This window comes from Telmatobacter sp. DSM 110680, assembly GCF_039994875.1.
In the GTDB taxonomy this organism is placed as follows: domain Bacteria; phylum Acidobacteriota; class Terriglobia; order Terriglobales; family Acidobacteriaceae; genus Telmatobacter.
Genome location: NZ_CP121196.1, coordinates 1,899,010 through 1,923,037, shown reverse-complemented (window position 1 = coordinate 1,923,037; position 24,028 = coordinate 1,899,010). Strand labels below are relative to the sequence as shown.

Annotated in this window: 20 protein-coding genes and 1 tRNA gene; 10 read left to right on the top strand and 11 right to left on the bottom strand. The window is 57.0% G+C overall.

All coding sequences use genetic code 11. The features are described from left to right. Window positions 1–42 precede the first annotated feature (42 nt). Together P8935_RS07965 and P8935_RS07960 are read right to left on the bottom strand one after the other, a co-directional pair. On the bottom strand, window positions 43–750 hold the full coding sequence (locus tag P8935_RS07965; RefSeq protein WP_348264456.1) for a hypothetical protein: 708 nt from the start codon (window positions 748–750) through the stop codon (window positions 43–45). Between the two features lie 50 nt (window positions 751–800). Continuing rightward, window positions 801–1,874, bottom strand: coding sequence for an isoaspartyl peptidase/L-asparaginase (locus P8935_RS07960; protein ID WP_348264455.1), 1,074 nt, complete (start codon window positions 1,872–1,874; stop codon window positions 801–803). Window positions 1,875–2,007: 133 nt separating this feature from the next. Here P8935_RS07960 and P8935_RS07955 point away from each other — a divergent pair, with 133 nt between their 5' ends. The 3 genes from P8935_RS07955 to P8935_RS07945 all read left to right on the top strand — a co-directional run bounded on the left by P8935_RS07955 (window position 2,008) and on the right by P8935_RS07945 (window position 4,273). After that, entirely contained in the window at window positions 2,008–3,063 is a 1,056-nt protein-coding gene (locus P8935_RS07955) for a purine nucleoside permease (RefSeq protein ID WP_348264454.1), read from the top strand. Further along, window positions 3,060–3,473: an isoprenylcysteine carboxylmethyltransferase family protein gene (locus P8935_RS07950; RefSeq protein ID WP_348264453.1), complete on the top strand. Its 414-nt coding sequence runs from the start codon at window positions 3,060–3,062 to the stop codon at window positions 3,471–3,473. The genes P8935_RS07955 and P8935_RS07950 overlap by 4 nt, the downstream gene beginning before the upstream one ends. 71 nt (window positions 3,474–3,544) lie before the next feature. After that, window positions 3,545–4,273: an MIP/aquaporin family protein gene (locus P8935_RS07945; RefSeq protein WP_348264452.1), complete on the top strand. Its 729-nt coding sequence runs from the start codon at window positions 3,545–3,547 to the stop codon at window positions 4,271–4,273. Window positions 4,274–4,306: 33 nt separating this feature from the next. On the opposite strand, the gene P8935_RS07940 is transcribed toward P8935_RS07945, so the two are convergent. Continuing rightward, the gene (locus tag P8935_RS07940) at window positions 4,307–5,317 is read right to left on the bottom strand and encodes a zinc-binding alcohol dehydrogenase family protein (RefSeq protein WP_348264451.1); all 1,011 of its coding nucleotides are present in this window, start codon (window positions 5,315–5,317) and stop codon (window positions 4,307–4,309) included. 124 nt (window positions 5,318–5,441) lie between these two features. Here P8935_RS07940 and P8935_RS07935 point away from each other — a divergent pair, with 124 nt between their 5' ends. After that, the gene (locus tag P8935_RS07935; RefSeq protein WP_348264450.1) at window positions 5,442–7,073 is read left to right on the top strand and encodes an altronate dehydratase family protein; all 1,632 of its coding nucleotides are present in this window, start codon (window positions 5,442–5,444) and stop codon (window positions 7,071–7,073) included. Window positions 7,074–7,179: 106 nt separating this feature from the next. On the opposite strand, the gene P8935_RS07930 is transcribed toward P8935_RS07935, so the two are convergent. The 3 genes from P8935_RS07930 to P8935_RS07920 form a co-directional block, all read right to left on the bottom strand. Beyond that, window positions 7,180–7,929, bottom strand: coding sequence for an RsmE family RNA methyltransferase (locus tag P8935_RS07930; protein ID WP_348264449.1), 750 nt, complete (start codon window positions 7,927–7,929; stop codon window positions 7,180–7,182). 333 nt (window positions 7,930–8,262) lie between these two features. Further along, window positions 8,263–9,120 carry a CPBP family intramembrane glutamic endopeptidase gene (locus P8935_RS07925; protein ID WP_348264448.1) on the bottom strand — a complete coding sequence of 286 codons (858 nt, stop codon included), beginning with the start codon at window positions 9,118–9,120 and terminating at the stop codon, window positions 8,263–8,265. Window positions 9,121–9,174: 54 nt separating this feature from the next. Continuing rightward, a complete protein-coding gene (locus P8935_RS07920; RefSeq protein WP_348264447.1) occupies window positions 9,175–10,602 on the bottom strand; it encodes an L-serine ammonia-lyase in 1,428 nt (475 codons plus the stop codon). A 141-nt stretch (window positions 10,603–10,743) separates the two neighbouring features. Here P8935_RS07920 and P8935_RS07915 point away from each other — a divergent pair, with 141 nt between their 5' ends. The 4 genes from P8935_RS07915 (at window position 10,744) to rho (ending at window position 15,634) form a co-directional block, all read left to right on the top strand. Then, window positions 10,744–11,643 (top strand): manganese catalase family protein, encoded by a 900-nt coding sequence (locus P8935_RS07915; protein WP_348264446.1) that lies wholly within the window; start codon window positions 10,744–10,746, stop codon window positions 11,641–11,643. A gap of 135 nt (window positions 11,644–11,778) precedes the next feature. Then, complete coding sequence (locus P8935_RS07910; protein WP_348264445.1) at window positions 11,779–13,338, top strand: YifB family Mg chelatase-like AAA ATPase; 1,560 nt, start codon at window positions 11,779–11,781, stop codon at window positions 13,336–13,338. A 602-nt stretch (window positions 13,339–13,940) separates the two neighbouring features. Continuing rightward, window positions 13,941–14,165 (top strand): DNA-directed RNA polymerase subunit omega, encoded by a 225-nt coding sequence (locus P8935_RS07905; RefSeq protein ID WP_348264444.1) that lies wholly within the window; start codon window positions 13,941–13,943, stop codon window positions 14,163–14,165. 218 nt (window positions 14,166–14,383) lie between these two features. Next, window positions 14,384–15,634 carry a transcription termination factor Rho gene (rho, locus tag P8935_RS07900; RefSeq protein ID WP_348264443.1) on the top strand — a complete coding sequence of 417 codons (1,251 nt, stop codon included), beginning with the start codon at window positions 14,384–14,386 and terminating at the stop codon, window positions 15,632–15,634. A gap of 143 nt (window positions 15,635–15,777) precedes the next feature. On the opposite strand, the gene P8935_RS07895 is transcribed toward rho, so the two are convergent. Together P8935_RS07895 and P8935_RS07890 are read right to left on the bottom strand one after the other, a co-directional pair. Further along, window positions 15,778–16,173: a DUF1398 family protein gene (locus P8935_RS07895; RefSeq protein WP_348264442.1), complete on the bottom strand. Its 396-nt coding sequence runs from the start codon at window positions 16,171–16,173 to the stop codon at window positions 15,778–15,780. A 10-nt stretch (window positions 16,174–16,183) separates the two neighbouring features. Further along, window positions 16,184–16,657, bottom strand: a complete 474-nt coding sequence (locus P8935_RS07890) for a MarR family transcriptional regulator (protein ID WP_348264441.1) — start codon at window positions 16,655–16,657, stop codon at window positions 16,184–16,186. A 163-nt stretch (window positions 16,658–16,820) separates the two neighbouring features. Here P8935_RS07890 and P8935_RS07885 point away from each other — a divergent pair. Next, a tRNA-Ala gene (locus P8935_RS07885) sits at window positions 16,821–16,896 on the top strand. A 69-nt stretch (window positions 16,897–16,965) separates the two neighbouring features. On the opposite strand, the gene P8935_RS07880 is transcribed toward P8935_RS07885, so the two are convergent. Continuing rightward, the gene (locus tag P8935_RS07880) at window positions 16,966–19,653 is read right to left on the bottom strand and encodes a protein kinase (RefSeq protein ID WP_348264440.1); all 2,688 of its coding nucleotides are present in this window, start codon (window positions 19,651–19,653) and stop codon (window positions 16,966–16,968) included. A gap of 211 nt (window positions 19,654–19,864) precedes the next feature. On the opposite strand from P8935_RS07880, the gene P8935_RS07875 reads away from it, so the two are divergent. Then, window positions 19,865–21,319: a UbiA family prenyltransferase gene (locus tag P8935_RS07875; RefSeq protein WP_348264439.1), complete on the top strand. Its 1,455-nt coding sequence runs from the start codon at window positions 19,865–19,867 to the stop codon at window positions 21,317–21,319. 90 nt (window positions 21,320–21,409) lie between these two features. On the opposite strand, the gene P8935_RS07870 is transcribed toward P8935_RS07875, so the two are convergent. Both P8935_RS07870 and dnaJ read right to left on the bottom strand, forming a co-directional pair. Next, entirely contained in the window at window positions 21,410–22,717 is a 1,308-nt protein-coding gene (locus P8935_RS07870) for a hypothetical protein (protein ID WP_348264438.1), read from the bottom strand. 116 nt (window positions 22,718–22,833) lie between these two features. Next, window positions 22,834–23,952 (bottom strand): molecular chaperone DnaJ, encoded by a 1,119-nt coding sequence (gene dnaJ / locus P8935_RS07865; protein ID WP_348264437.1) that lies wholly within the window; start codon window positions 23,950–23,952, stop codon window positions 22,834–22,836. Window positions 23,953–24,028 lie beyond the last annotated feature (76 nt).

Sequence of the window (24,028 nt, the reverse complement as noted above, 5' to 3'; positions counted from 1 at the left end):
AAATCGACTCAGGCAGGCTAGATCCGAATGAGCAGGCTTATGTCACTTCGGGCGGCTACGACCGCGGTCCTTTCCCACGAAATAGGCGCAGTGCAAGCTGATAGGGCATTCCTCGCATTTCGGCTTGCTCCGTTTGCAAAGCGTCTGCCCGTGCTCCTTCAGCAGCAGGTAGGCGCGCATCCTCGGATGAAACTGTTCAGGAATCGCGGCCTCGATAAGGGCTTGTGCCTCGCGGTAGGTCACCGAGTAACTCTCCCGCTCCAATCCCAGCTGAATGCGGACGAGGACCTGGGGACAGTTTGAAGGCACCGCCGCAACCGGCACAATGTCGCCGAACAGCAAAAGGCGATCTGCACCCGGATCGGCGATACCCGGAAATTTTTTGAGCTTCTTTCGAACGTCTTCGATGCGACCAACGAAGGCGTTGCGCATATCTCCGAGAAATTCATTCTCAATGCGCTCGGCGATCTGCTGCAGCCGCATCGCCCTCAGTTCCGGCACCATGCCACCCGGCTTCAACGCGCTAGCAAGCTTTTCCTGCGTAGCCTTCAGAATCTGACGAGGCTGAATTCCAACTTCCTTGTTGAGTGCGTTCCAGCCGCGCATACAGGTGGCGTCGCTCGCTGGATATCCGCAGTGCCACCAGAGCAGCGCTGCGTAGGGATCAACCGGCCAGCATGGCTCCTGCGGCCCATAAGAACCTTCCAGCTTATCGAGAACAGCAGAAACACTCAGAGGCTTGATTTTCACGCGCGCCTCCCGTGCAATCCAACAATGCCTAGTGAGTCTAACGAACCTGTCTAGGGCTCGTCGCGATATATCCCCATCTGCACTTGGCCGCCTTCCACAAGTCGAGCGCGGAACATACCCGGCGTATTAAAACTCCAAGCCAGCTGTCCATCCGGAGTTATCGCGATCACACCGCCGTCGCCATGCAGCGCTTCCAGTTCTTTGTGGATGACCTCATCAACAGCGTCTTGCAGCTTCATGTGCCGATACTGCACGAGATTGCAGACCTCGCGGGCCACGCCAAGCCGGATGTAATACTCACCGGTGCCCGTACCCGACACCGCGCAGGATTTGTTCGAGGCGTATGTCCCGGCTCCGATGATCGGCGAGTCGCCCACACGCCCCGGCATTTTGCCCTGCATGCCCCCAGTCGAGGTTCCCGCCGCGATGTTGCCTTTCCGGTCGCGCACTACCACACCCGTCGTGCCGTGAACTCCCGAACCCTCCGACTCATCCACCACAGCGACCGGAATTTCTTCGCCTGCCGGCGGAACTCCCGCAGGACGCGGCGGAATGGGCATATTCTGCTTCTTCAGCTGCTTTACCAGTCCCTGCCAGCGGCTCTCGGTGAAGAAGTAGCTTGGCTCTTCCATCTTGAGGCCTACGCTGGCCGCAAAATCATCTGCGCCGTGTCCGGCAATCATCACATGAGGCGATTTCTCCATCACCGCTCGCGCTGCACTAATGGGGCTGTGTACTCGCTGAACTCCCGCCACCGCACCAGCCATCAGAGTTGCCCCGTCCATGATGGACGCGTCCATCTCGTTCTTCCCTTCCCGCGTGAATACTGCCCCCTTGCCCGCGTTGAAGTGCGGATCCTCTTCAAGCACATGCAGCGTAGCTTCAACAGCGTCCAGCGCCGATCCACCTTTGTCGAGAACCGCAGCGCCCGCATGGATCGCTCTGTCGAGGCCCGCGCGATAAGCCTTGTCGCCATCAGGCCCAAGCGCTGACTTCTCAATAACCCCGGCGCCCCCATGCACCACAATCGCCCAATGATGCGCCGGTTGCTCCTGCGCGAATGTTCGCGGAGCGCTCACGGCAACCAATCCCATCAACGCACATATGCTAATCGCGATTCTCATTTGGATGACCCCCTTGGAAATACGGCACCGCGTCCAGAGCCGAACATGTTGAACATGTTATAACCCCGGTCTGCCTTTTCTCTTCACTGTCCTCTGTTCACTGTTCGCTGCATTTTCGTTAACATCGCAAGCAATGATGATCCGCACAAGATGCATCTTTGGCCTTCTGGCCCTTTTCGCGTTTGTCGCCTACGCCAAGCCGCGCCCCATCCCGGTAAAGGTCGTGGTCGTCGCCATGTTTGAGATTGGCCAGGACACCGGCGATCAACCCGGTGAACTCCAGTATTGGGTCGAACGCGATCACCTCGACAAGATTTATCCGCTGCCCGCCGGCTATCATTCGGCACGCATGAACAGTGACGGCGAAATGGCCATCCTTACCGGTCAGGGAACAGCACACGCCGCAGCGACCATCATGGCGCTGGGGCTAGACCCTCGCTTCGACTTCAGCCACGCCTACTGGCTCATCGCAGGCATCGCCGGTGGAAACCCCGACCGCATCTCGCTAGGCTCAGCGGCATGGGCGCGTTGGGTCGTGGACGGCGACCTTGGCTACGAGATTGATTCCCGCGAGATGCCGAAAGATTGGACGACTGGCTATATACCCTTGCGCAAGACGAAGCCGTTTGAATCTCCCGCGACGCCTCTTGATGGCCAGACCTATGAGATGAATGGCGAACTCACACAATGGGCCTGCAACCTGACTCGCAATACCCCGCTCGACGATCCCGACACGCTCAAGGAGATTCGTGCTCATTTTGATGGCACCGCCGCGCAGCGTCCACCCTTCGTCACCATGGGCGACGAACTATCCTCATCGACATATTGGCACGGCAAGCTTTTTGATGCCTGGGCTAACGAGTGGGTCAGCTACTTCACCAGCGGCAAAGGTCAATTCGCGACCACAGCTATGGAAGACACTGGCACCCTGCAATCGCTCAAATACCTCGCGCAAGCCGGCCGTGCAGACTGGCAACGCATTCTCGTTTTGCGCACCGTCAGCAACTTCGATCAGCAACCGCGCGGCATGACTGCCGCCGAAAGCCTCGCTCACCAGCGAATAGGAACCTACAGCGCCTACCTGCCGTCGCTTGAGGCCGCTTACAAAGTGGGCCACACGGTTGTCGATGCGCTCCTCAAAGGCCGGCCCAGTATTCCTGCCGCGAATGCTCCGGGAGGTATCCATTGAAGCTCAATATGATCACCCTCGCGATCATCGCAGTCTTCGCTGTGCTTTTCTTCCATCAAGCGTCGGGAATGCCGTGGACTCCCTCTCATATCGTGGGAGTCGCGATCGCGGCGCCCGCGGTTTTGTTGCTTATTCTTGCGCGACTCCAGTTGGGTAGGGCCTTCAGCGTGCGCGCCAAGGCGTCGACGCTCGTCACCAGTGGTTTGTACTCTCGCATCCGCAACCCAATTTATGTCTTCGGCTCGCTCTTCTTTGTTGGAATCATCATTTGGACCAATCGGCCCTGGCTCTTAGTTGGATTCGTAGTTCTCATCCCCATGCAGGTCTACCGCAGCCGAAAAGAAGCGGAGGTACTCGAAACCAAATTCGGAGACGAGTATCGTGAATACAAGCAAAAAACATGGTTCTGATCTGGTGAGCTAGGGTTGCTCGCTTGCGTCTACATCTGCGAAACTCATTCCGCATTCACAGGAAAGGAAATATGCATTCTCACTGGTTTGGCGAGTTCATCGGCACACTGGTTCTGGTCTTGCTCGGAAACGGTGTCAACGCAGGCGTCACGTTGCGGCGATCCTACGCGGCCGATGCAGGCTGGATGGTCGTCACCACGGGTTGGGCCCTCGCGGTATTGTGCGGAGTGCTGACGGCCCAGGCCTTCGGCAGCCCCGGCGCGAACCTGAACCCCGCCATTACTCTCTCTGCAGCCATCTCCAGCGGAAATTACTCTGAGTTGCTTTCGTTGTGGTCTGCGCAGATGCTCGGAGCGCTCTGCGGCGCTTCCCTCATGGCCCTTCATTATGCGCCGCACTGGTCGCTCACGCCCGATCCGGCGGCAAAGCTCGGCGTTTTCTGTACCAACGGCGCCGTTCATCACCCCGCTGCGAACTTTGTCAGTGAAGTCATTGGCACCATGGTGCTGGTCATCGTTGCCGGGGCCATCTTTTCGCATGGGGTCTCCGACAATGGCCCCGCTCCCGGCCTCGGCCAGTGGCTGGTTGGCAGTCTGGTGTGGGGCATCGGTCTCTCCCTGGGCGGGACAACCGGGTACGCCATTAATCCTGCGCGAGACCTGGGTCCGCGCATCGCACATGCCCTCTTGCCCATTCCCGGCAAGGGAGGTTCCAACTGGAGCTACGCGGCCATTCCGGTGATGGGCCCATTGGTAGGCGGCGGACTGGCAGGCCTGCTGCTGCATTTCGCGAAACTCTGACGCCACCGCGCAACTCGCCATCCCCCCGCCGGCTTAACTCACCTCGATCATGATCTTGGTGAATCGCTCGGGCTCGCGATTCCATTCTGCCAGGATTCTCGGCGTCGCCTCGAACGGTACGACGTGCGTCACCGCTGCATCCACGGGAAAGCGCTTTGCCTCGAGCATGCGTATCACGTCGCGAAAATCCTCGGGCATCGCGTTGCGCGAACCGAGAATATCGAGTTCCTTGTGTACGAAGAGTCGGGTCTCGTATGGAACCTGGTCTTTGGCCCACCCGATATACACCACGCGACCCGCGTACGCTGCCTCATCTACCGCGGCACGATAGGTTGCCGGCGAACCAATCGCCTCGATGACTACATCCGGCCCGCGCCCGCTCGTCAATTCCATCAGCTGCGCGTGGACGTCGCTCGTTTTCGAATTGATGGCCTCGGCAGCGCCTGCTTTTCTCGCCGTCTCCAGCTTTTGATCATCCAGATCGATGCCGATGACTCGCGCGCCACGAAATGCAGCGCCTGCCACCACGCCCAGTCCCACGCCGCCACAACCAAACACGGCGACTGTGTCCTCTGCCGTCACGCGCCCGCGTCCAACAGCGTGGAAGCCCACGGTGAGCGGCTCGACCAGGCACAGTTCCTTCAGCGAGAGGTCTGCCCGAAACAACTTCGCCGCGGGAATTGCAATCAGCTCAGTCAAGGCTCCGTCGCGCTGCACGCCCATCGTCTGATTGTCGCGGCAGGCGTTCGGCCTGCCTCGTTCACATGCCGTGCACTGTCCGCAGGCTTTGTAAGGCGACAATGTAACGTGCGTTCCAGTCACCCATTCTTTGTGAGATCCGGGATCGACAACCGTCGCAGAAATCTCGTGCCCCGGAATTCGCGGGAAGCTTACCAGCGGGTTCTTTCCCCGATACGAATTCAGATCGCTTCCGCAGAGACCCACCATCCGGACTTGCAGAAGAACTTCGTCGCCCCCGGCAGTCGCTTCGTCGATTTCTTTCAAGACCGCGTTACCGGGCTCTTGCAGCACAATCCCTTTCATTCCGCACCCTCGTCCTATCTCCAGCGAAACTCGATGATAGCCGAGAAGCTATCTGAACATCGCGTCGAAAGAGATATCCTTGGCAGAGACCGATCGCTGTACGCGCGCTTCCAAGGAACACACGATGCCTGAAACCGTTCTGCAGATCGACCCTCGCGATAATGTCCTCGTAGCCCTGGTTCCGCTTACCGCGGGAATGACCGTGCAGTACGGGAGCGGTTCATGTCCCGTCGCCGAAAGTATCGCGCCAAAGCATAAGCTCGCACTTGCGGATCTAAATCCCGGCGACCTGGTCATCATGTACGGCATGGTTGTCGGCGAAGCCACGCAACCCATCGTCCGCGGTGGCCTACTGTCCACTCGCAATACCCGTCATCGCGCCGGTGGATATACCGCGCAGCGCCATCCCGTCACCTTCGCGCTTCCCGACGCGTCATCCTGGTCAGGTCGCACCTTCATGGGCTATCACCGCGCCGACGGCCAGGTAGGCACGCGTAACTACTGGATCGTCCTGCCGCTGGTCTTCTGCGAGAACCGCAATGTCGAGCGCATGCGAGAAGCGCTCGAAGAAGAGCTGGGCTACGGTAGCTCTCACAACAGCTATCGTCCTCTCGTCCGGCAATTGGTCTCGAAGCAGGCAGCAAGCGGAAACGGTATCGCGGTGGATTCGCCATCACGTTCGGAGCGCGCCTTCCCCAACATCGATGGCATTCGCTTCCTCACGCATCAGGGAGGCTGCGGCGGCACGCGCCAGGACGCGCAGGCGCTCTGCGGCTTGCTTGCCGGCTATATCCATCACCCCAACGTCGCCGGCGCCACTGTGCTGAGCCTGGGCTGCCAGAACGCAGAATCCAGAATGTTGATGGACGAACTGCGTGCGCGCGATCCAAAGCTCACCAAGCCCGTACTCTTCTTCGATCAGCAGCGTTCGGGCCGCGAGACTGTTCTGATGACCGGCGCACTCGAACAGACATTCGCCGGATTGGTTGAGGCCAATCGCGCCACGCGCACACCCGCGCCGCTTTCCGCTCTGACCATTGGACTGAAGTGCGGCGGCTCTGACGGATTCAGCGGCATCTCCGCCAATCCCACGCTCGGCTATATCTCTGACCTGCTCGGCGAACTCGGCGGCAAATCCATCCTCAGCGAATTTCCTGAACTGCACGGCGTCGAGCAGGAACTCATTAATCGCTGCGTCACCAACGAAGTTGCCCAGCGCTTCTTCGATCTGATGCAGGCCTACTCCGCCCGCGCCAAGGCCGTTCATTCTGGCTTCGAGATGAATCCCTCGCCCGGAAACATCGAAGATGGCCTTATCACCGACGCTATCAAGTCCGCGGGCGCCGCACGCAAAGGCGGAGTGGCTCCCGTCCGCGACGTGATGGATTTCCCGCACTACGCGACCAAGCCAGGCCTCACATTGCTCTGCACGCCCGGGAATGATGTCGAGTGCGTGACCGCTCAAGCGGGAGCCGGCGCAAATCTAGTCCTCTTCACCACAGGCCTCGGCACTCCAACCGGAAACCCCGTCGCGCCGGTTCTCAAGATCTCTACTAATTCGCAACTCGCAAACCGCATGGGCGACATCATCGACTTTGATGCCGGCGGTATCGTCAACGGCGAGTCAACGATCCCCGAATGCGCGGATCAGCTTCTTGATTTGTGCCTTGAGGTGGCTAGCGGAAAACGATTCACCAAAGCCGAGGAATTCGGCCAGAACGACTTCATCCCGTGGAAGCGCGGCGTCTCCCTCTAATCTTTGTCGAGAAACGGTAGTTCAAATCGTCGCCGTCATCCTGAGCTGGGCGCCCCATTCATGACGAAGTCATGGTTGGGAAAACACGAACTCTAGGAGCCGCTCCCTACTCCAGCATCGACGCCACAACCGCCAGCGCAGCAATAGCTGCCGTCTCTGCACGGAGGATGCGCGGCCCAAGCGAGGCGGCTTGCCATCCATTCGCATCGAAGAGCGCTTCTTCTTCTGTCGCCCACCCACCTTCCGGTCCGATTGCAAGTTCCAGTTCCGGCATCTCTGCGCCTGCAGCAGTAATAGCTTCGTGCAAGGCCGCACGCAGCGTCGTCGAACGCTCTTGCTCCGCCAGCACAATGCGCTTTGCTTTGGACGGCGCCTTCGCATAATCGGATAGCTTCACAGGGTCGCGAATCAGCGGGACATCCGATCGCCGCGACTGTTGTGACGCCTCGATCGCGATGCGTCTCCATCGGTCCGCGCGTTTCATCGCAGCCAGCGCGAGATGTCTTTCAGTGCGTCGCGCGATCACTGGCACGACCGAAGTGACTCCCAACTCCGTCGCTTTTTCGATCGCCCACTCCATGTGGTCGAACTTGAAAATCGACATTACCACCGTAACGGGCATCGCGGGCTCAGACTCGACCTCGGCGATGAGATTGAACCTCACCTCCGCCTTGCCGCCAGGCCCTCCGTCGGTGATCAAGGCGACCACAGAGTGGAACACTTTGCCTCCCGCAACCACGTCGGCCTCTTCTCCCAGCTGCGCGCGCAACACGCGAATCATGTGCTCCGCTTGCGCGCCTTCGAGTGTCGCGGTAGCTTCATCCCAATTTTCTGCAATCCATCGACGTCGCGTCATCGCCTGTATTCATGCACCTTTCCGCTTATGCGCACAAACACTTCGGGGGACGCTGTTGCGTCCCCCGAAGTGTTGCCTTTTTGGTTGGATGACCCGTTACTTCTTTTTCGCGGTTTTCTTCGCGGCCTTCTTCGCGGGTGCTTTCTTGGCTGCTTTCTTAGTTGCCATTTGCCTATTCTCCCTTTTCGATGGTTTGCATCGAGTTCTGCAACATTTGTTGCAGTTGAGGAATGTATAGATTCATGCGTCGTAAGTGTCAAGAAAAAAACGACAATGAGGTGGAAAAAGTGGCAACAATTTCTTCAGCTCGAATTGCCGCTTCTCCCTCCTCGATCACAAAATATGGCGCGCATGAAGGAACGCGACAGTCAATCCTGCGAACGCATCGTGCCAGCTGTGAGCAAAAATTCCGGCGCGCAGGTTTCGCCGGAACAACGCAAGCAGACTGAAGAGTGCTCCGAATACGACGAGCAAAAACATTGCTCGCACTCCTTCATACCCATGCGCAGATCCAAACATGATCGCTGAGAACACCACTCCGCCCGCTGCCGCACCACGCGACCACGCCGTGAACTGCTGTTGCAAATACCCGCGAAATACGAGCTCTTCCGCAACTCCCACCAGGATGCACAGCAACAGCCAGCCCGCGATTTCCTTGCCATTGGTCGGCGCCAGTTGTACTACCGCGCGAGCCGCCTTCTCCTGCGATGGATCGGGAGCAATCGATTTTCCGTTGCGTGACGACGTGACCACAATGGGCCGATGGTGGATCAGATTATCGATGCTCAACCAGAAGATGGCGATCGTCCCAAGCATCATCAGCGAGAGCATCCAGAACAAAATCGCGATACCGGCGTCCAATGCAATTGACCGAAAGCTGTTCGATGCCCGTCCCCAAAGTGACCCAAGAGAAATTCCTCTGAGCCTCAAGCCAAAAGCGACCCAGCCTATCAGGACGAATTCAAGAACCGCCGTCACGGCATAAGTGCGAAGGCGGTTCACCGCAGCAGGGTTCTGTCCGGCTGGATGCCGATACACCCCGATGAACGAGATCGCAAAGATGGCGAGAATAAGCACTACCGTGTGCCACACGGGGGCGATGAGTGCTGGCCTGAGCACAGAGGGCTCAGCGATTGGACTTACGAAGCTCTGCTGCTCCGTGCCGGTGTTCAATTCGTTTTGGGGTTCCATTGAGAGGATGTTAGTCGACGCCGGAGCATCTCACAACGAGCAGCGGGCCCAAACTCAGCACTCGATTACATTCAGCGCAAGCCCGGCCAAGCTGGTTTCCTTGTAACGCGATTGCATATCGAGACCCGTCAGATACATTGTGCGGATCACCTGGTCGAGCGAGACCTTATGCTCTTCCAACTCACTTTCTGCGATCCGTGAGGCATGCACGGCCTTCACCGCGCCCATCGCATTGCGCTCGATGCACGGAATCTGCACCAGCCCGCCGATGGGATCGCAGGTCATGCCAAGATTGTGCTCCATCGCGATCTCGGCAGCATGCTCCACCTGTCCATTCGTGCCGCCCATCGCCGCGATCAAGCCGCCCGCCGCCATCGAGCACGCTACGCCTACCTCGCCCTGGCAACCGACCTCCGCCCCGCTGATCGACGCGTTCTCTTTATAGAGGATCCCGATCGCCGCCGAAGTCAGAAAGAAACGAATGATTCCTTCGTGGTTCGCACCAGTCACAAAACGCTCGTAGAAGTGAGCGACTGCGGGCACCACACCCGCAGCCCCGTTCGTCGGAGCCGTTACCACACGTCCGCCTGCTGCGTTCTCCTCGTTCACCGCTATCGCGTAAACGGTCACCCAGTCCAGCGGCGCCAGCGGGTCGCTCTGCTGCCCTGTCGCTTCTTTCTCTTTCAGCCGCTGCGCCAGCCGGTGCGCCCTTCGGCGAACATTCAAACCACCGGGCAGAATTCCCTCAGTCGCAATTCCTCGCTCGACGCAACCCTTCATCGTCTGCCAGATTGCCTCGATACCGGCGCGCACCTTCTCTGCGAGAGATTCATCACTCGCGCCCGGATCATGGACGCGCATGCGCGCGCATTCGTTCGCCATCATTACCTGGTCTATCCGCAGACCATTGACATGCGCGACCTCCAGCAACTCCGCTGCACTATGAAATGGATAGGGAAGCCGGACTTCGTTCTCATCCGCCAAAGTTGCTTCCGCGCCATCTTCAACGATGAATCCGCCCCCGATTGAAAAATAGGTGCGCTCTTCGATCACATTCTCCGCGTCATCGAAAGCGATAAACCGCACTCCATTCGGATGCCGGGTGCGTGAATCGGGTGGAAACATCGTTTCGCGCTCGAACATCAGATCGTGCGGCTCATCAAAGGCGATAGGCTTTATCCCCGCAAGCCGAAGCTTCTTCGTCGCCCGGATCTCCGCCACCGTCGCTTCAATGACGGCAGGGTCAATGGTTGCCGGCTCATTACCGGACAACCCCAGGAGCACGGCACGATCCGTTCCGTGTCCCATTCCTGTCAGGGCAAGCGAACCATACAGCCGCACCTGCACGCGGGCCGCCTTCTCAAGTTTGCCTTTTGACTCGAGATCTTGCACAAAGCTGCAGGCCGCGCGCATGGGACCCATCGTGTGCGAGCTCGATGGTCCAACACCCAGTTTGTAGAGATCGAAGAGGCTCGTCGTCACGCAGAAAATTGTATGCCCTGCGAGGATTGGCTGTCAGATTGCTTGTGGCCGCTCTGCAAATGATGGACTTGCGCAACGAACTTGCTTGGCTCATGCCCGCATCTAACCCGCCTTCGAGAGTCATCTCGATCGGAGGAATTGATGTATCACCACATAAAGAAACTCATGTATACGGTCAACGTTGGAACGCCGGACGTGGCCTTCGGCAATATGCTGCTTGAACAATTTGGCGGCGCAAATGGCGAACTGGCCGCCGCCATGCAATACACCATTCAAGGTTGGAACTGCGTTGATGATCTGGCACGCCGCGACCTTTTGCTTGATATCGGCACCGAAGAACTCAGCCATCTTGAAATCGTGGGCGCACTCATTCGCATGCACTTGAAGCCAATGAAAGAAAAACGCGAAGCCGCGGAAGCTGATCCGCTGGTGTGTATCGCCGGAGGAGGCGGCCTCGCTCTCATCAATTCCATGGGCAATGCCTGGACTGGTGACTATCTCAAGATCACGGGCGAACTGGACGTCGACCTGCGCAGCAACATCGCCGCAGAGGCCCGCGCCAAGATCGTCTACGAACGACTAATCAACCACACCGACGATCCCGGCACTGTCGACGCACTCCAATTCCTCATGACCCGCGAGATCACGCATATGAAAGCATTTTCTGCAGCGCTCGAGTCTCTTGAGAAGCCCCCATTCTCTATCGGACGGCTCGCCGTAACGCCCGTCCTCGTCGATGAGTATTTCAATGCCTCCACCGGAGACGGGGATGAAGGCGAATCGGATATGCGCGGCCCTTGGCATACCTCGTTCGGCTTACATCCCGTCGAATCACAGATGAACGGGGGAGATGGTCTCTCAATTGGCTCGGTGGACGGAGTGGCAGGATTCGAGGCGCGCGGCAAGCAAGACTCCGGACAGAAAGCTACGACTGCAACCAAGGTCAAAACCGTCGACAGCAAATCCGTACCCGACAGCAAAGACGTTGCACAGACCGGACGTCAGGCGACCATGGCCAACGAGCCAGTTTCATCGCGATGAACTTATCGACCGTTGAAGCATCACAATGTTCGCCTATTGAAGTTTGAACACATAACGTGGGCTGTCCAACTGCTGTGATGGGCAGCCCATTCCCTTTTGCATGGCGTCTGCTACACTCCAGCCAAAATTACCGCCATGCTATTTAAAGCCCTTAGTGCAGCTGTATATGGAATAGACGCTAACTTAATCGACGTAGAAGTTGATTACAGCGGCGTAGTCGCAGAGAAAGATGTCTTTCATACCGTTGGTCTACCCGACGCAGCGGTTCGTGAGAGTCGCGACCGCGTGCGCGCTGCCATTAAGAATTCGGGCTACACCATTCCTCCAACGTTCATCACCATCAACCTCGCTCCCGCCGATCTTAAGAAGGAAGGCTCCGGCTTTGACCTTCCTATCGCCATCGGAATTCTTGGGGCCTACGGTGCTTTACGCGTTGATAACGTTGAGCGCTTTCTCCTGGTTGGCGAGTTAGGACTAGATGGCAGCGTGCGTGCGGTCCCAGGTATGCTGCCGGTGGCCATCCTCGCGCGAGAGAAAAACATCCCCAACTTGATTCTTCCGGCAGCCAACGCAGCCGAAGCTGCAGTTGTTGAGGGCGTCAACGTATACCCCGTCGCCTCACTTCTTGACGTTATCGATCTGCTCAACTCCACAGTCGTTGGCCAGGTGCAGCGCGAGCCATTCCGAGTAAAGACCGAAGAGTTGCTCGGCGAGCTACAGCATTTCGCTCTCGATTTTAAAGATGTTCGTGGCCAACAGACCGCCAAGCGCGCTCTTGAAATCTCCGCCGCCGGAAGCCATAACATTCTCATGATCGGCCCTCCAGGGTCCGGCAAGACGATGCTCGCTAAACGTTTGCCTTCGATCCTCGCTCCTCTCACTTTTGAAGAAGCATTGGAGACCACCAAGATTCATTCCGTTGCCGGTGTTCTCGACGCCTCTGCTGGACTTGTAACGCAACGGCCTTTCCGGTCGCCGCACCACACCATCTCCGATGCCGGATTGATCGGTGGCGGTATTGTTCCGCGTCCCGGTGAAGTCTCTCTTGCTCACAATGGCCTCCTCTTCCTCGATGAACTGCCGGAATTCCCGCGTAATGTCCTCGAGGTGATGCGCCAGCCGCTTGAAGACCATAGCGTCACGATTGCCCGCGCCTCCATGTCTCTCAGTTTTCCTGCGCGGTTCATGCTGGCGGCCGCTATGAACCCCTGTCCCTGCGGATACTTCAATGACAAATCGCGCGAATGCATGTGCACGCCCCCCATGATTCAGCGTTATGTCGCAAAGATCTCCGGCCCCCTGCTCGATCGCATCGATATCCATATAGAGGTTCCAGCAGTTCAATATAAGGAGCTGCGTGGCGGAGCGGCTGCCGAAGGTTCTGCCGAAATCCGGTCTCGGGTCATGGCAGCACGTGAAAGGCAAAGAGCCCGCTTCAGGAAGTCCGGGGACAAAATCTTCTCCAATGCCCAGATGTCAACGCGACAGGTTCGTTCCCACTGCGAACTTGGGCCCGATGCCGAACGGCTCCTTGAGCGTGCTATGCAACAGCAGGGCCTGACCGCCCGCGCGCATGACCGCATCCTGAAAGTTGCGCGCACCGTCGCAGATCTCGAAGGGGCTGAGAATCTCGCTGTATCCCATCTCGCCGAGGCCATTCAGTATCGAACGCTGGACCGCAGCTATTGGGCCTGATATCCCACAGATTAAGACGAGTGACTCAGATCACGTACTGACGGTAACCCTAATGGTTCGTTCATTTGACAGATTGGCCATCGGAGGCGCAACAGGATGTTCTGAGTGTCAATTATTTTCGGCAACATTCGCAATATGAATAACTTAAGCCACCGTTCCAGATGGAGAAGACAATCAGATTCGAAGCAGCGAGCTCGTAAAAAATATGTTGACCCTAAAACGACCCCGTTATACATTCATGAGTGCCATCCGTAGGAGCCGTTGCTCAGCGCTATTTGTGCGCTTTTCTGCAAACTCCGCCTCAATTCCGGGACCCAGTTTTATGCAGCAGGTGGCAGGGTGTGTTTGTGCTCCCGATGAGGTGGAATCTGCAAGGCGTTACGTCTGCATGAGCAACCACTTCTATCTGTTACAGGCCAGGCTGCCTGTTCCCGCTTAGCGATGTTTTGCGGCAAAAGTTTTTTGAACTCGATGCCCAATTCGTGCGTCTAAAGGGGAGAACCGGCTGTTTGGGGCAGCAACCTGACTTTATATAAGCCACTTTCTGTACCGGTGGTACCAAAGTAGTGCCACTTGGACAGGTCTGGAAGGAGATTTACTTTATGCGTTCTGATTTGGTTTTTGGGGCACTTTCTCACGTGTCCAATCGCTACCAGCTCTGCCAACTGGCGAGCAAAGCTACCCGGAAGCTGCATAAGCCGACTACTCGGTTGCAGGACACCACGAATGAGGTCCTCGTCCGCTTCCATTACACTAACCCCGGAACATTGTCGCAGGTCAGCGCACCGGCGGCAGCCCGGCCAATAGAGACGCGGCGCGCGGCTTAATCGCGTCTCCTGTATGATTGTTTGAGTTAAGCCAACATCTTGGAGCGGCCTTTTCGCATTGTGTGAGTGGCCGCTTCCCACCCGTGTTAAAGTCCCTCAATCAGGATCAGCTTTAGCGCATTTCCGCATTTTGACCGCAACTCTTACACCCCGCCTATCGCTCCAGGAGCACTTCCCCCTCTCGGGTCCCCCATTTACCCCTTCCGCCGCAGGTGAACATGACGATCGCCGAACTCAAAGAAAAAAACATCACTGAACTGAGCCGTATTGCGCGCACCCTGGAAATCCCGGGCGCCAGCGGCCTCCGCAAGCAGGACCTGATTTTCAAGATTCTTCAGGCCCAGAGCGAAAAAGAAGGCCACATCTTTGCTGAAGGTGTGCTCGAGATTCTGCCCGATGGCTACGGATTTCTTCGCTCGCCCGACTACAACTATCTGCCCGGTCCCGACGACATTTATGTCTCGCCTTCGCAGATTCGCAAATTCGACCTGAAAACCGGCGACTCCATCAGCGGCAATGTACGGCCGCCCCACGAGGGTGAGAAATATTTCGCCCTGGTCAAGATCGAAGCCATCAACTTCGAGTCACCTGAAGAGACGCGCAACAAGATTCTCTTCGATAACCTGACTCCCCTCTATCCGCAGGAACGCATCAAGCTTGAGACCGTTCGCGAAGCCGTCAGCGGCCGCGTTATGGACTTGCTCACTCCCGTAGGAAAAGGACAGCGTGGTCTCATCGTCGCTCCGCCGCGTACCGGCAAGACGATGCTGCTGCAGTCGCTCGCCAACTCCATCACCGCCAATCAGCCGGAAGTAGTCCTCATCGTCCTGCTCATCGACGAGCGCCCCGAAGAAGTCACCGACATGCAGCGGTCCGTAAAGGGCGAAGTCATCAGCTCCACCTTCGACGAGCCGGCAGCCCGCCACGTACAGGTCGCCGAAATGGTCATCGAGAAGGCCAAGCGCCTTGTCGAGCACAAGCGTGACGTCGTCATCCTTCTTGACTCGATTACGCGTCTCGCTCGCGCTTACAACACCATCGTTCCTCCGTCGGGCAAGGTACTCTCCGGCGGCGTCGATTCCAATGCCCTGCAGCGTCCGAAACGCTTCTTTGGTGCCGCGCGCAACATTGAAGAAGGCGGGTCTTTGACGATTATTGCCACCGCCCTCGTTGATACCGGGTCGCGCATGGACGAAGTCATCTTCGAAGAGTTCAAGGGCACCGGCAACATGGAAATCATCCTTGACCGCAAGCTCGTCGACAAGCGCGTCTTCCCGGCGATCGATATCCAACGTTCCGGAACGCGTAAAGAAGAGTTGCTCATTCCCAAGGAAGATCTACAACGTATCTGGATCCTGCGCAAGGTGCTCAACCCGTTGTCGCCCGTCGAAGCGATGGAATTGCTCATCAGCCGCCTCGAAAAGGTCCGAAACAATGCCGAGTTCCTCGCCAACATGAACCAGTTGTAGACGAATCAGCTGTTAAACAACATTCCAGCTCTGGGGTCTAGGTGGTACTGGTTTCCAGCAGCTGGCAAGAGGCCGGGGCATCGTCCCCGGCCTTTGTGTTTTGCAAGCTGATCCCCGGCTTTTCTGGTATGCAGAGCAAGTGCCTACGCCTTCGGTTTGGGGAACTCTTCAATATGCTGTTCGCCCTTCCGGCCAAAATAGATCACCTTCCTGCCGGTCAGGAACGCCCAGTATCCGATTACACCCGCCGCCGTCGACCGCTTCACAAAGTCGGGGTAGCGCACCGTGTCGGACTGCGCCCCGCGAATCGCCGCCACTAGCGCGCCGTCGTCAAACTCTGGTGCAATCGACCCCGGCTCCAGGATCATCGGCACCGTCACCGTCGTTCCGTCTGCGAGGTAGTGTGTCTTTTGCGCTGCCGCGAAATCCACCAGATACGACTCCACACCTGCCTCCAGCAACGCCTGTACGACCTGGGGAAAGGTCATCTTTCCCTGCTGTGTTGCGATCGCTGTTTCATGAATCGCCAGCTTGCTCATCTCTTCTCCTCTATTCCGTTGGTACTGTCTGCAGACCATGCGCCTGTACCAGCTTTTTCATCGTGGCTACCAGGACTGCGCGCTCCTTCGCGGTGAGCGGATGAAAGAACTCCTCATCGTTTTGGTCTGCCAGGGCAGCGAGTTGCGGAAGCAGACGCCGTCCCGCGGCCGTAAGAGCGATCGACTGGAACCGCCGGTCATCAGCGCGCTCCCGCCGCATCACCAGTTCCTTGCTCACCAGCCGGTCCACCAGCTTCGATACTCCCCCGCGTGTAATCCCGATCCGATCGGCAAGAATGCCAGGCGAAGTCTCCTCATCGTCAAACATCTCCCGCATTACCACCCACTCCGCCACGGTGACCCTGCTGAGCAGCAGCTTGCGAGCAAATGCATGTGAAACGTGATTCGAGACAAAACGCAGCCAGAATCCAACGTGCGTTCTCAGATCACTTACCGCCCCGGCATACTCTCTTGTCTTGCTCATAAAAGTAAAATATGACTCAACTGTTTCCCAGTCAACTAATATTTGATATTCTCCGTATCCACAAAACGCTTTGGCCTGAGCGATCCAAATTCGTTCCAAACGGTAAAGGCGTGGATAGCCGACTTTCACGATCGCGCACTCGCTGGTAGACTAAATAAGTCGTGGGGCTGTAGCTCAGCTGGGAGAGCGCCTCGTTCGCAACGAGGAGGCCAGCGGTTCGATCCCGCTCAGCTCCACCAATCTCCCCTTCAGCTTGTTTCGGGACTTTCAGAGGCTTCGGCCCTAATGTACCGCTATGGACCTGAACTCTACGGCTGGACCCAGTCCAGCGCGTAAACGTCTTGCGTACCCCGGTCGCGCAGCAGTAGCGGCGAACCATCAGGGGCCACCGAAACCGCCCCCCCGCCAAGCCCCGTCAGCACAAAATCCTTCAGGTCTACTAGCTGCTCCACTTTTCCGTCGGGTACTCTAATCCGCTCCACCGAGCCTTTGCCGGACAGATCTTTCACGAAGATGTACTGTCCGTCGCGCGACCAGTTTAGCCAGCTAAGCGTCCCGCTTCCGATTTGTTTCCAGCTCTGTGTCTGAAAATCAAAAAGCATCAGTTTGCGTGAATCACTGCTCATGGCTGCGATGTAGCGGCCATCCGGAGACCAACGCGGCGAAAACATCCCTTGCGACCCAGAGAGTGGCGAGACTTTCCCGGTCTCCACGTTCAGAATTTTGATCGCGGGACCATTGCTTTGCACGAGCGCGTCATTGGCGTCGCCAGCGAACGCTATCTGCTTGCCATCCGCCGACCAAGTCGGGTCCTGCTCATTCTGCATATCGTCCGGAATCAGTTGGCGCGGACTGCCTCCCGAAGCAGGAATTTCGTATATCTTTCCAGGCTTGCTGGGTCCATCGGGAAATTCGAAGAAGAGAATCGTCTGGCCATCCGGCGACCACCGCGGCAAAACCGGCTTTACGGGACTGAAGCTCAATTGCACCCGTCCGCTTCCGTCCGCATTGCACCTCCAGAGGTCGCCTTGCGGATAAGACACATACACAACCTGCTTGCCGTCTCGGGACGCGTCAATCCAATCCGCCGATATTCCACCAAGGTAGAGCGAAGGCTTCCCCGTTTTCACATCCACCGATGTTAGTTCGCCTCGGAAGGTCATTCCCACAACGAACAGTTTCTTCCCGTCCTTACTTGGAAGTGGCGACTGCAGTTGCATCGGACTGAAGGTCAACTGGACTGGCTTCGCTCTTCGTTGCAGAAAGCGCCCTTCTCCTGCGAGAGCCCAGATCTGCCCACCAGACTGGAAGACGAAAAAGTTTCCGTCTGCTGTCCATCGTCCACAGCACTCGTCGTTGGAGTTCTGCCAATTCGGAATCAAGGGACGCGGACTCGAACCACTCGCAGAAACCTCCCAGATAGATCGCTCGCCCACCACTACGCTGGTACCACTTTGAGAAATCTCTTGCGTCTCAACCTGAACCCGGGATCCGTCCTTCGAAATTGAGATCCCGGACACCAGATTTTTCATTGTGGTCAACTTGCGTATGTTTGTGCCGTCTCCGTTCGCCAGGTAGACTTCCTGTCCTTTCCCAAACACGAGCTGATTCCCGTCCGCGGACCATTCACCGACGTGACCCGCAGCCTCTCCCAATCTCCGCGGGGAGTCGCCCAAAATCGGAAGGCTCCAGAAGGGCCCCGTCGCCGGATATCCCGTGCCGTTCACGACAAGGAAGGATGCACCGTCTGGCGAGAGATCCACGGGGGACATATTAGGCGAGGGTAAAGTGATCCGCGTCGGTTCGCCGCCAGCAATCGGTATCGTCGCCGTATCCTCAGCACCGGAAGTAAGAACGCTCAGGAAGATTCTCGAGCCGTCCGTCCCGATCAGCGACTTCTGCGATCCATCGTGGGTTAACTGTACGTAGTTCGCGACCTGTGGCTCAGGCACGGGCCGCATCCACAGATATCCGATGATGCCGAGAATCACCAATGCTCCGGCAGCCAGCAGGAGAACGCGAGTTCGCGAGCGGGCCGCACGCTTCGGCTCCAATCTGTAGCTGGAAGTGTACATCGACTGCGCCGGATCCACTGCCGCCTCAAGCGCAAAGCCCAGGTCCGATGCCGACTGGAATCGCTGCTCAGGATTCTTCTCCAGGCCACGCTGAACCACCCTCTCAATTGCAGGCGGAATATTGGGCACCACCTGCGACAACGGAGTCGGCTCTTCATTCAAAATCGCGGTCATTGCATCGATGGAGGTCGCCTTCTGAAATGCCCGCTTGCCGGTCAGCATCTCGTAGAGAACAGCGCAGAATGTAAAGATGTCGGACCTCTGGTCTGCCACCTTTCCGCGAACCTGTTCGGGAGACATGTATCCCATGGAACCCATGAGCATGCCTGCCACCGTTTGCACTTCATGCGCCGATTGCACTAGCTCCGACTCACGCGGCTGGGTCAATCGCGCAAGGCCGAAATCCAAAATCTTCGCTTGTCCATCCTTGGTAAGGAATAGGTTTTCCGGTTTCAGGTCGCGATGAATGATGCCCTTCTCGTGTGCTGCTGCGAGCCCCTTTGCAATCTGGACCCCGTAATCGACGACCTTTCGAACGGGCAATGCGCCACGCTTTAGCCTGTCGCGCAAGGTCTCGCCTTCCAGCAATTCTGAAACCAGGTAGGGCGCCCCCTGATGCATTCCCATCTGGTAAACCGCGAGAATGTTCGGGTGATTTAGCGCGGCCGCCGCGCGGGCCTCCTGTTCAAATCGGTGCAGTCGCTCTGGCTCTGCGGTCGACAGACCCGGCAAAACTTTGATCGCAACATCGCGATTCAACCGTGTATCTCGCGCCCGGTACACCTCTCCCATGCCGCCCGAGCCAATCAGCGCAACGATTTCGTAGTGATCAATGACTTGGCGTGGGTTGAGCGGCATCTGGGCGATTATATCGCCCCACGCCATGAAGCAGTGCCCGTAACGAATTGACAGGACAGGCATAAGAACTTGTATAGCGTCTATCTTTTATTCTTACCTTGCAGTAATCGTTGCTGAGGCCGCTTCTCGCCGATTTTTCCGCGTTGCCGCGGCTGTATACTTGAGCCGTTCTCAAAGACCTTAGATTGTAGTTTTGCGCCGTCTTAAATGGCAAAACGATACACATGCCCGCGATTGCCTGGTTCTCATCGGCTCTTTCAATACGAGGTTAGATTTGTCCCAAGTCGTAGCGCAGTCCGAATCGAAGGTTAAAGAATTCAAGCCTCTTTGCGTCGATCTGGACGGAACGCTGGTCAAGTCAGATACCCTGATTGACTCTCTGCTGGTTCTTGCACGCACTCATCCTCTGCTCCTGTTGCGCTTACCCGGACAAGTACTTCGCGGCAAGGCACAATTCAAATCCTTTGTGACCGAAAACGTCGTCCTCGATGTCGTCCATCTTCCCTACAACCGCACGCTGCTGCGGTTCCTGCAACAGGAGCACGCACGCGGCCGGCAAATCTATCTTGCAACCGGCGCGGATATCCGACTAGCAGAGCGCGTTGCCGATCATCTTGGAGTCTTCGATGGTGTTCTAGGAAGCGATGGCGTTCGCAATCTCACGGGAAACAGAAAACTAGAAAGCCTCAGAAATCGCCTTGGCGGAAGCAACTTTGTATACGTAGGCAACGACACACCTGATTTGCCGCTTATGGCTGGAGCTGCCGAGTCCATGGTGGCCAATCCGAGCCGGAGATTGAACTCGAAGCTGCGTGCTCGCGGAATTGTTCCTTCCCGAGCCTTCGAAGAACGAAGCACGCTGTGGCGGTCGCTCGTAAAGGCCCTTCGACCGCATCAGTGGGCTAAGAACCTTCTCATTTTCCTTCCTCCACTTCTTTCTCACAGTCATTCAATCCAATTGCTGACCGCTTCGTTTCTTGCTTTCGTTTGCTTCTGCTCAACCGCGTCCGGCACCTACCTGGTCAACGACCTTCTCGATATTGAGGCCGACCGGCGCAACGCAAAAAAGCGACTACGCCCATTTGCATCCGGCGATCTTGCGCCTTCCAGTGGCCTTATCGTGGCCGCTCTGCTTCTGGGGTTAGGCTTTGCCGTCGCACAACTGCTTCCTCCAACGTTCAGTTACTGGCTTCTTCTTTACCTCGGCTCCACACTTGCTTACTCGCTCTATCTCAAGCGCATTGCGCTTGTGGATGTTCTAGCCCTTTCTGGCTTGTACACTCTGCGATTGCTGGCAGGCGGCGCCGCGACCCAAGTCCGGATTTCGCATTGGCTGGCAGGCTTTGCCATCTTCCTTTTCCTGTCCCTCGCGATCGTGAAACGCTTCGCGGAACTGGAAAATTTGCGGCTCACGGGTTCTCAGATCAAAAATGGCCGCGGCTATCTGATGAGCGATATTGAGCAGATTCGGACTTTCGGGACGGCGAGTGCCTTCGCCGCGGTAGTTGTTTTTGCAAACTACATCAGCAGTCAAGACGTAACGGTCCTCTATCACTACCCGCAGCGATTGTGGCTCATCGTGCCCTGCATGATCCTTTGGCTCTGTCGAGTTTGGCTGCTCGCCTCGCGCGGAGAACTTGACGAAGATCCGGTAGCTTTTGCTCTCACGGATGCAGCCAGCCTTGTCATGGGTGCGGTTGTTGCCGTGGTAGTACTGCTGGCCATGTAGCCTGCGCACACGATGAGGCTCACGTTCGGATTTCCTGGCGTCTGTCAGTTTCATCATCCGCAGCGTTTCCAGAGTTTCTCTTCAACAGACTCAGCCCCTGGCGATCGTTTCTGGTGTCAGACCTTTCACCCGTCCGCGCACTGTGCGAACGATTCCCAGCATCAAGCCGATGTAGCTCACCGCCAGCAGAGACTGCATCGCCATCATGATCCATGCGTTTCGATTGCCGGCCACCCAGAGTGTGTGAAGTTGGCTGGCAGACTCCCGGTTTAACGGCCAATACCAGAAACTGGCAATCGGTAAAGCGAGTAAGGAAAGCAGTGCATATAAGCCGGCCATTGCGCGTCTGCCGCGGTCCGCATCGAAAGCCGCGAATGCACACAGCAGAAAAAAGCACATGCCCAGATACGAGGTATCCGATTTCTTGTTCATCAGCATCACTGCAAGCAGGATAAGTTCAACGCTCAGCGCCATGATCCATAGTCTCGCTGGATCATCCTTAGTACGCAGTTGAATCCTGATCGTGATTATCAGCGCGAAGGCCACAACGATAATTGCTAGTAGACTCAACAAACCTTCGGGCAGGTTATATCCGGTAACGGCTCCGAAGAGATACGGAAGATTCTGCGGGGTCGCAAGACTGCCCTCCTTCCGCACTGCCCAGGTCACATCCGCTCTGACAGCGATAAAAGCGCCGTAAACCAAGACAGAAGGAATAGCGACGCTCAGCAACCATATTGTCCGCTTCCGCGCTCCCATAAAAAGCGTTGGCACGAATATCACTGGGAGTATCTTTACTAGAATCCATGTCAGGCTCAAGGAAATTCCGGAGACAATTTCCTTTCTCGCAATCGCGCAAAAACTAATGGCGAGCAAGAGCGAAATGAATCCCTGGTTTTTACCGTCCAGACAGATTTCCCAAATCACCAGCGGCTGCACAAGATACAGCAGCGCAGCCTTCCGAACCGTGGCTTCATTCAAGCAGCGGCGAAAAAACCTGATCCAGAAAGGGACAGAGACAACATCGCATGCGATCTGAAAAATCAGGATCGAAAGTGGCGAATCGTGCAACCGGAGCAATAGCGCGTCAAGGTATGGATTGAGTGGGGCATAGCTTGTCGAAAAATCTCTATACGGAACCAAACCCTGCATAGCGGAATGCGCCTGCGGAACATAAAACGACACGAGATCAGCCCACGGCTTTTGATGAAAAACGAAGAACGCCGCAATGAAAATCAGAAAGCGGCTGCACGCATATAGCGCCACTAGACTGCGATCGAACTGCCTTTCATCCCAACCCGACAGCTTTTCGGGGAGTTTTGATCGCGCGATCAGAAAACTCAAAGCCGCCATCAGTCCGCCAAGTGCGAAGCGGAGAATCAGATTGCGGAGTGCCATGTTCTCCCATCCTGACGACGGTTGGAATTATTGTCTGACCGGATTCACGTCAGGCGCATTCTGACATTACGCGGAAAGAGAACCGATGCATCGATACCTGAATAAATCAAAATGATCTAGCTGAAGAGGTCTTTCATCTTATCCAGCAACCCAGGAGATGTCGGCTTATTCTCCACCGACATCGAATTACTAAGTTCGGTAATTAATTCGCGTTGCGCGCGGGTCAGCTTCTTCGGAATCTGTACAACTACCCTGACGATCAGGTCGCCGCGACCCTTCTCGTTCAGATACGGCACGCCTTTCCCGCGGAGCCGCAATTCCTTTCCGCTTTGTGTGCCTTCGGGAATCTTCAACATCACTGGACCGTCGACTCCGGCAATCTCGATATCCGCTCCAAGCGCGGCCTGGGGAAAGCTGATCGGAATCACGCAGTGCAGATTCTGTCCTTCACGTTCGAAGAAGTCATGCTTGCGAATCGCAAGCACCACATAGAGATCGCCGCTCTGTGCGCCTCCCCGGCCCACGTCGCCTTCGCCTGTATAACGAATGCGCGTTCCCTCTTCGACACCTGGCGGTACCTTGACGGTGAGTTTAATCTCCTTCGTCAAGCGCGTCTCGCCACGACACGTCTGGCATGGATCGCTGATGATCGATCCGCGACCCGAACAGGTGCTGCACGTCCGAGCCACCGAGAAGAATCCTTGCTGGTAGCGAATCTGTCCGCGCCCGTGACACTGCGGGCACACCGAAGGACCACGTCCCGAAGCGCTGCCACTTCCCTTGCATGTCTCGCAGGCTTCGAGCCGGCGAATCTTGATCTCTTTTTCTGTGCCGAAGATTGCTTCTTCGAAATCGATCGCGAGATCAAAGCGCAGGTCGTCGCCGCGATGTTGGCGCGCACTCCGCTGCTGCCCGCCGCCCACGTTGAACATCTCGCCGAACAGGTCGCCGAAGATGTCGCCCAGGTCAACAGCGCCGGAGAACCCGCCAAATCCGCCCGGCCCGCCACCGCTGATGCCGGCGTGACCGTAGCGATCGTAGGCCGCCCGCTTGTCGGCATCGCTCAACACCTGGTAAGCCTCGCTGGCTTCCTTGAATTTCTCTTCAGCAGCGTGATCTCCCGGATTGCGATCGGGATGATGCTGGAGCGCCAGTTTGCGATACGCGCTCTTCAATTCCTGGTCGCTGGCGTCGCGCGATACACCCAGCACTTCGTAGTAATCTGCTTTACTCACTCTTGTGTTCAAACCCTTGGGACCTTCCGTCGATGGGGGCGCGGAGCCCGTTCAATGCACGCTGGCTGTCTTGTCT

Bases quoted from the DNA above. Each gene is read 5' to 3' on its own strand.
- P8935_RS07960 (WP_348264455.1), bottom strand. From the start codon at position 1,874: ATGAGAATCGCGATTAGCATATGTGCGTTGATGGGATTGGTTGCCGTG.
- P8935_RS07955 (WP_348264454.1), top strand. From the start codon at position 2,008: ATGATGATCCGCACAAGATGCATCTTTGGCCTTCTGGCCCTTTTCGCG.
- P8935_RS07945 (WP_348264452.1), top strand. From the start codon at position 3,545: ATGCATTCTCACTGGTTTGGCGAGTTCATCGGCACACTGGTTCTGGTC.
- P8935_RS07940 (WP_348264451.1), bottom strand. From the start codon at position 5,317: ATGAAAGGGATTGTGCTGCAAGAGCCCGGTAACGCGGTCTTGAAAGAA.
- P8935_RS07935 (WP_348264450.1), top strand. From the start codon at position 5,442: ATGCCTGAAACCGTTCTGCAGATCGACCCTCGCGATAATGTCCTCGTA.
- P8935_RS07930 (WP_348264449.1), bottom strand. From the start codon at position 7,929: ATGACGCGACGTCGATGGATTGCAGAAAATTGGGATGAAGCTACCGCG.
- P8935_RS07925 (WP_348264448.1), bottom strand. From the start codon at position 9,120: ATGGAACCCCAAAACGAATTGAACACCGGCACGGAGCAGCAGAGCTTC.
- P8935_RS07915 (WP_348264446.1), top strand. From the start codon at position 10,744: ATGTATCACCACATAAAGAAACTCATGTATACGGTCAACGTTGGAACG.
- P8935_RS07910 (WP_348264445.1), top strand. From the start codon at position 11,779: ATGCTATTTAAAGCCCTTAGTGCAGCTGTATATGGAATAGACGCTAAC.
- P8935_RS07905 (WP_348264444.1), top strand. From the start codon at position 13,941: ATGCGTTCTGATTTGGTTTTTGGGGCACTTTCTCACGTGTCCAATCGC.
- rho (WP_348264443.1), top strand. From the start codon at position 14,384: ATGACGATCGCCGAACTCAAAGAAAAAAACATCACTGAACTGAGCCGT.
- P8935_RS07895 (WP_348264442.1), bottom strand. From the start codon at position 16,173: ATGAGCAAGCTGGCGATTCATGAAACAGCGATCGCAACACAGCAGGGA.
- P8935_RS07890 (WP_348264441.1), bottom strand. From the start codon at position 16,657: ATGAGCAAGACAAGAGAGTATGCCGGGGCGGTAAGTGATCTGAGAACG.
- P8935_RS07880 (WP_348264440.1), bottom strand. From the start codon at position 19,653: ATGCCTGTCCTGTCAATTCGTTACGGGCACTGCTTCATGGCGTGGGGC.
- P8935_RS07870 (WP_348264438.1), bottom strand. From the start codon at position 22,717: ATGGCACTCCGCAATCTGATTCTCCGCTTCGCACTTGGCGGACTGATG.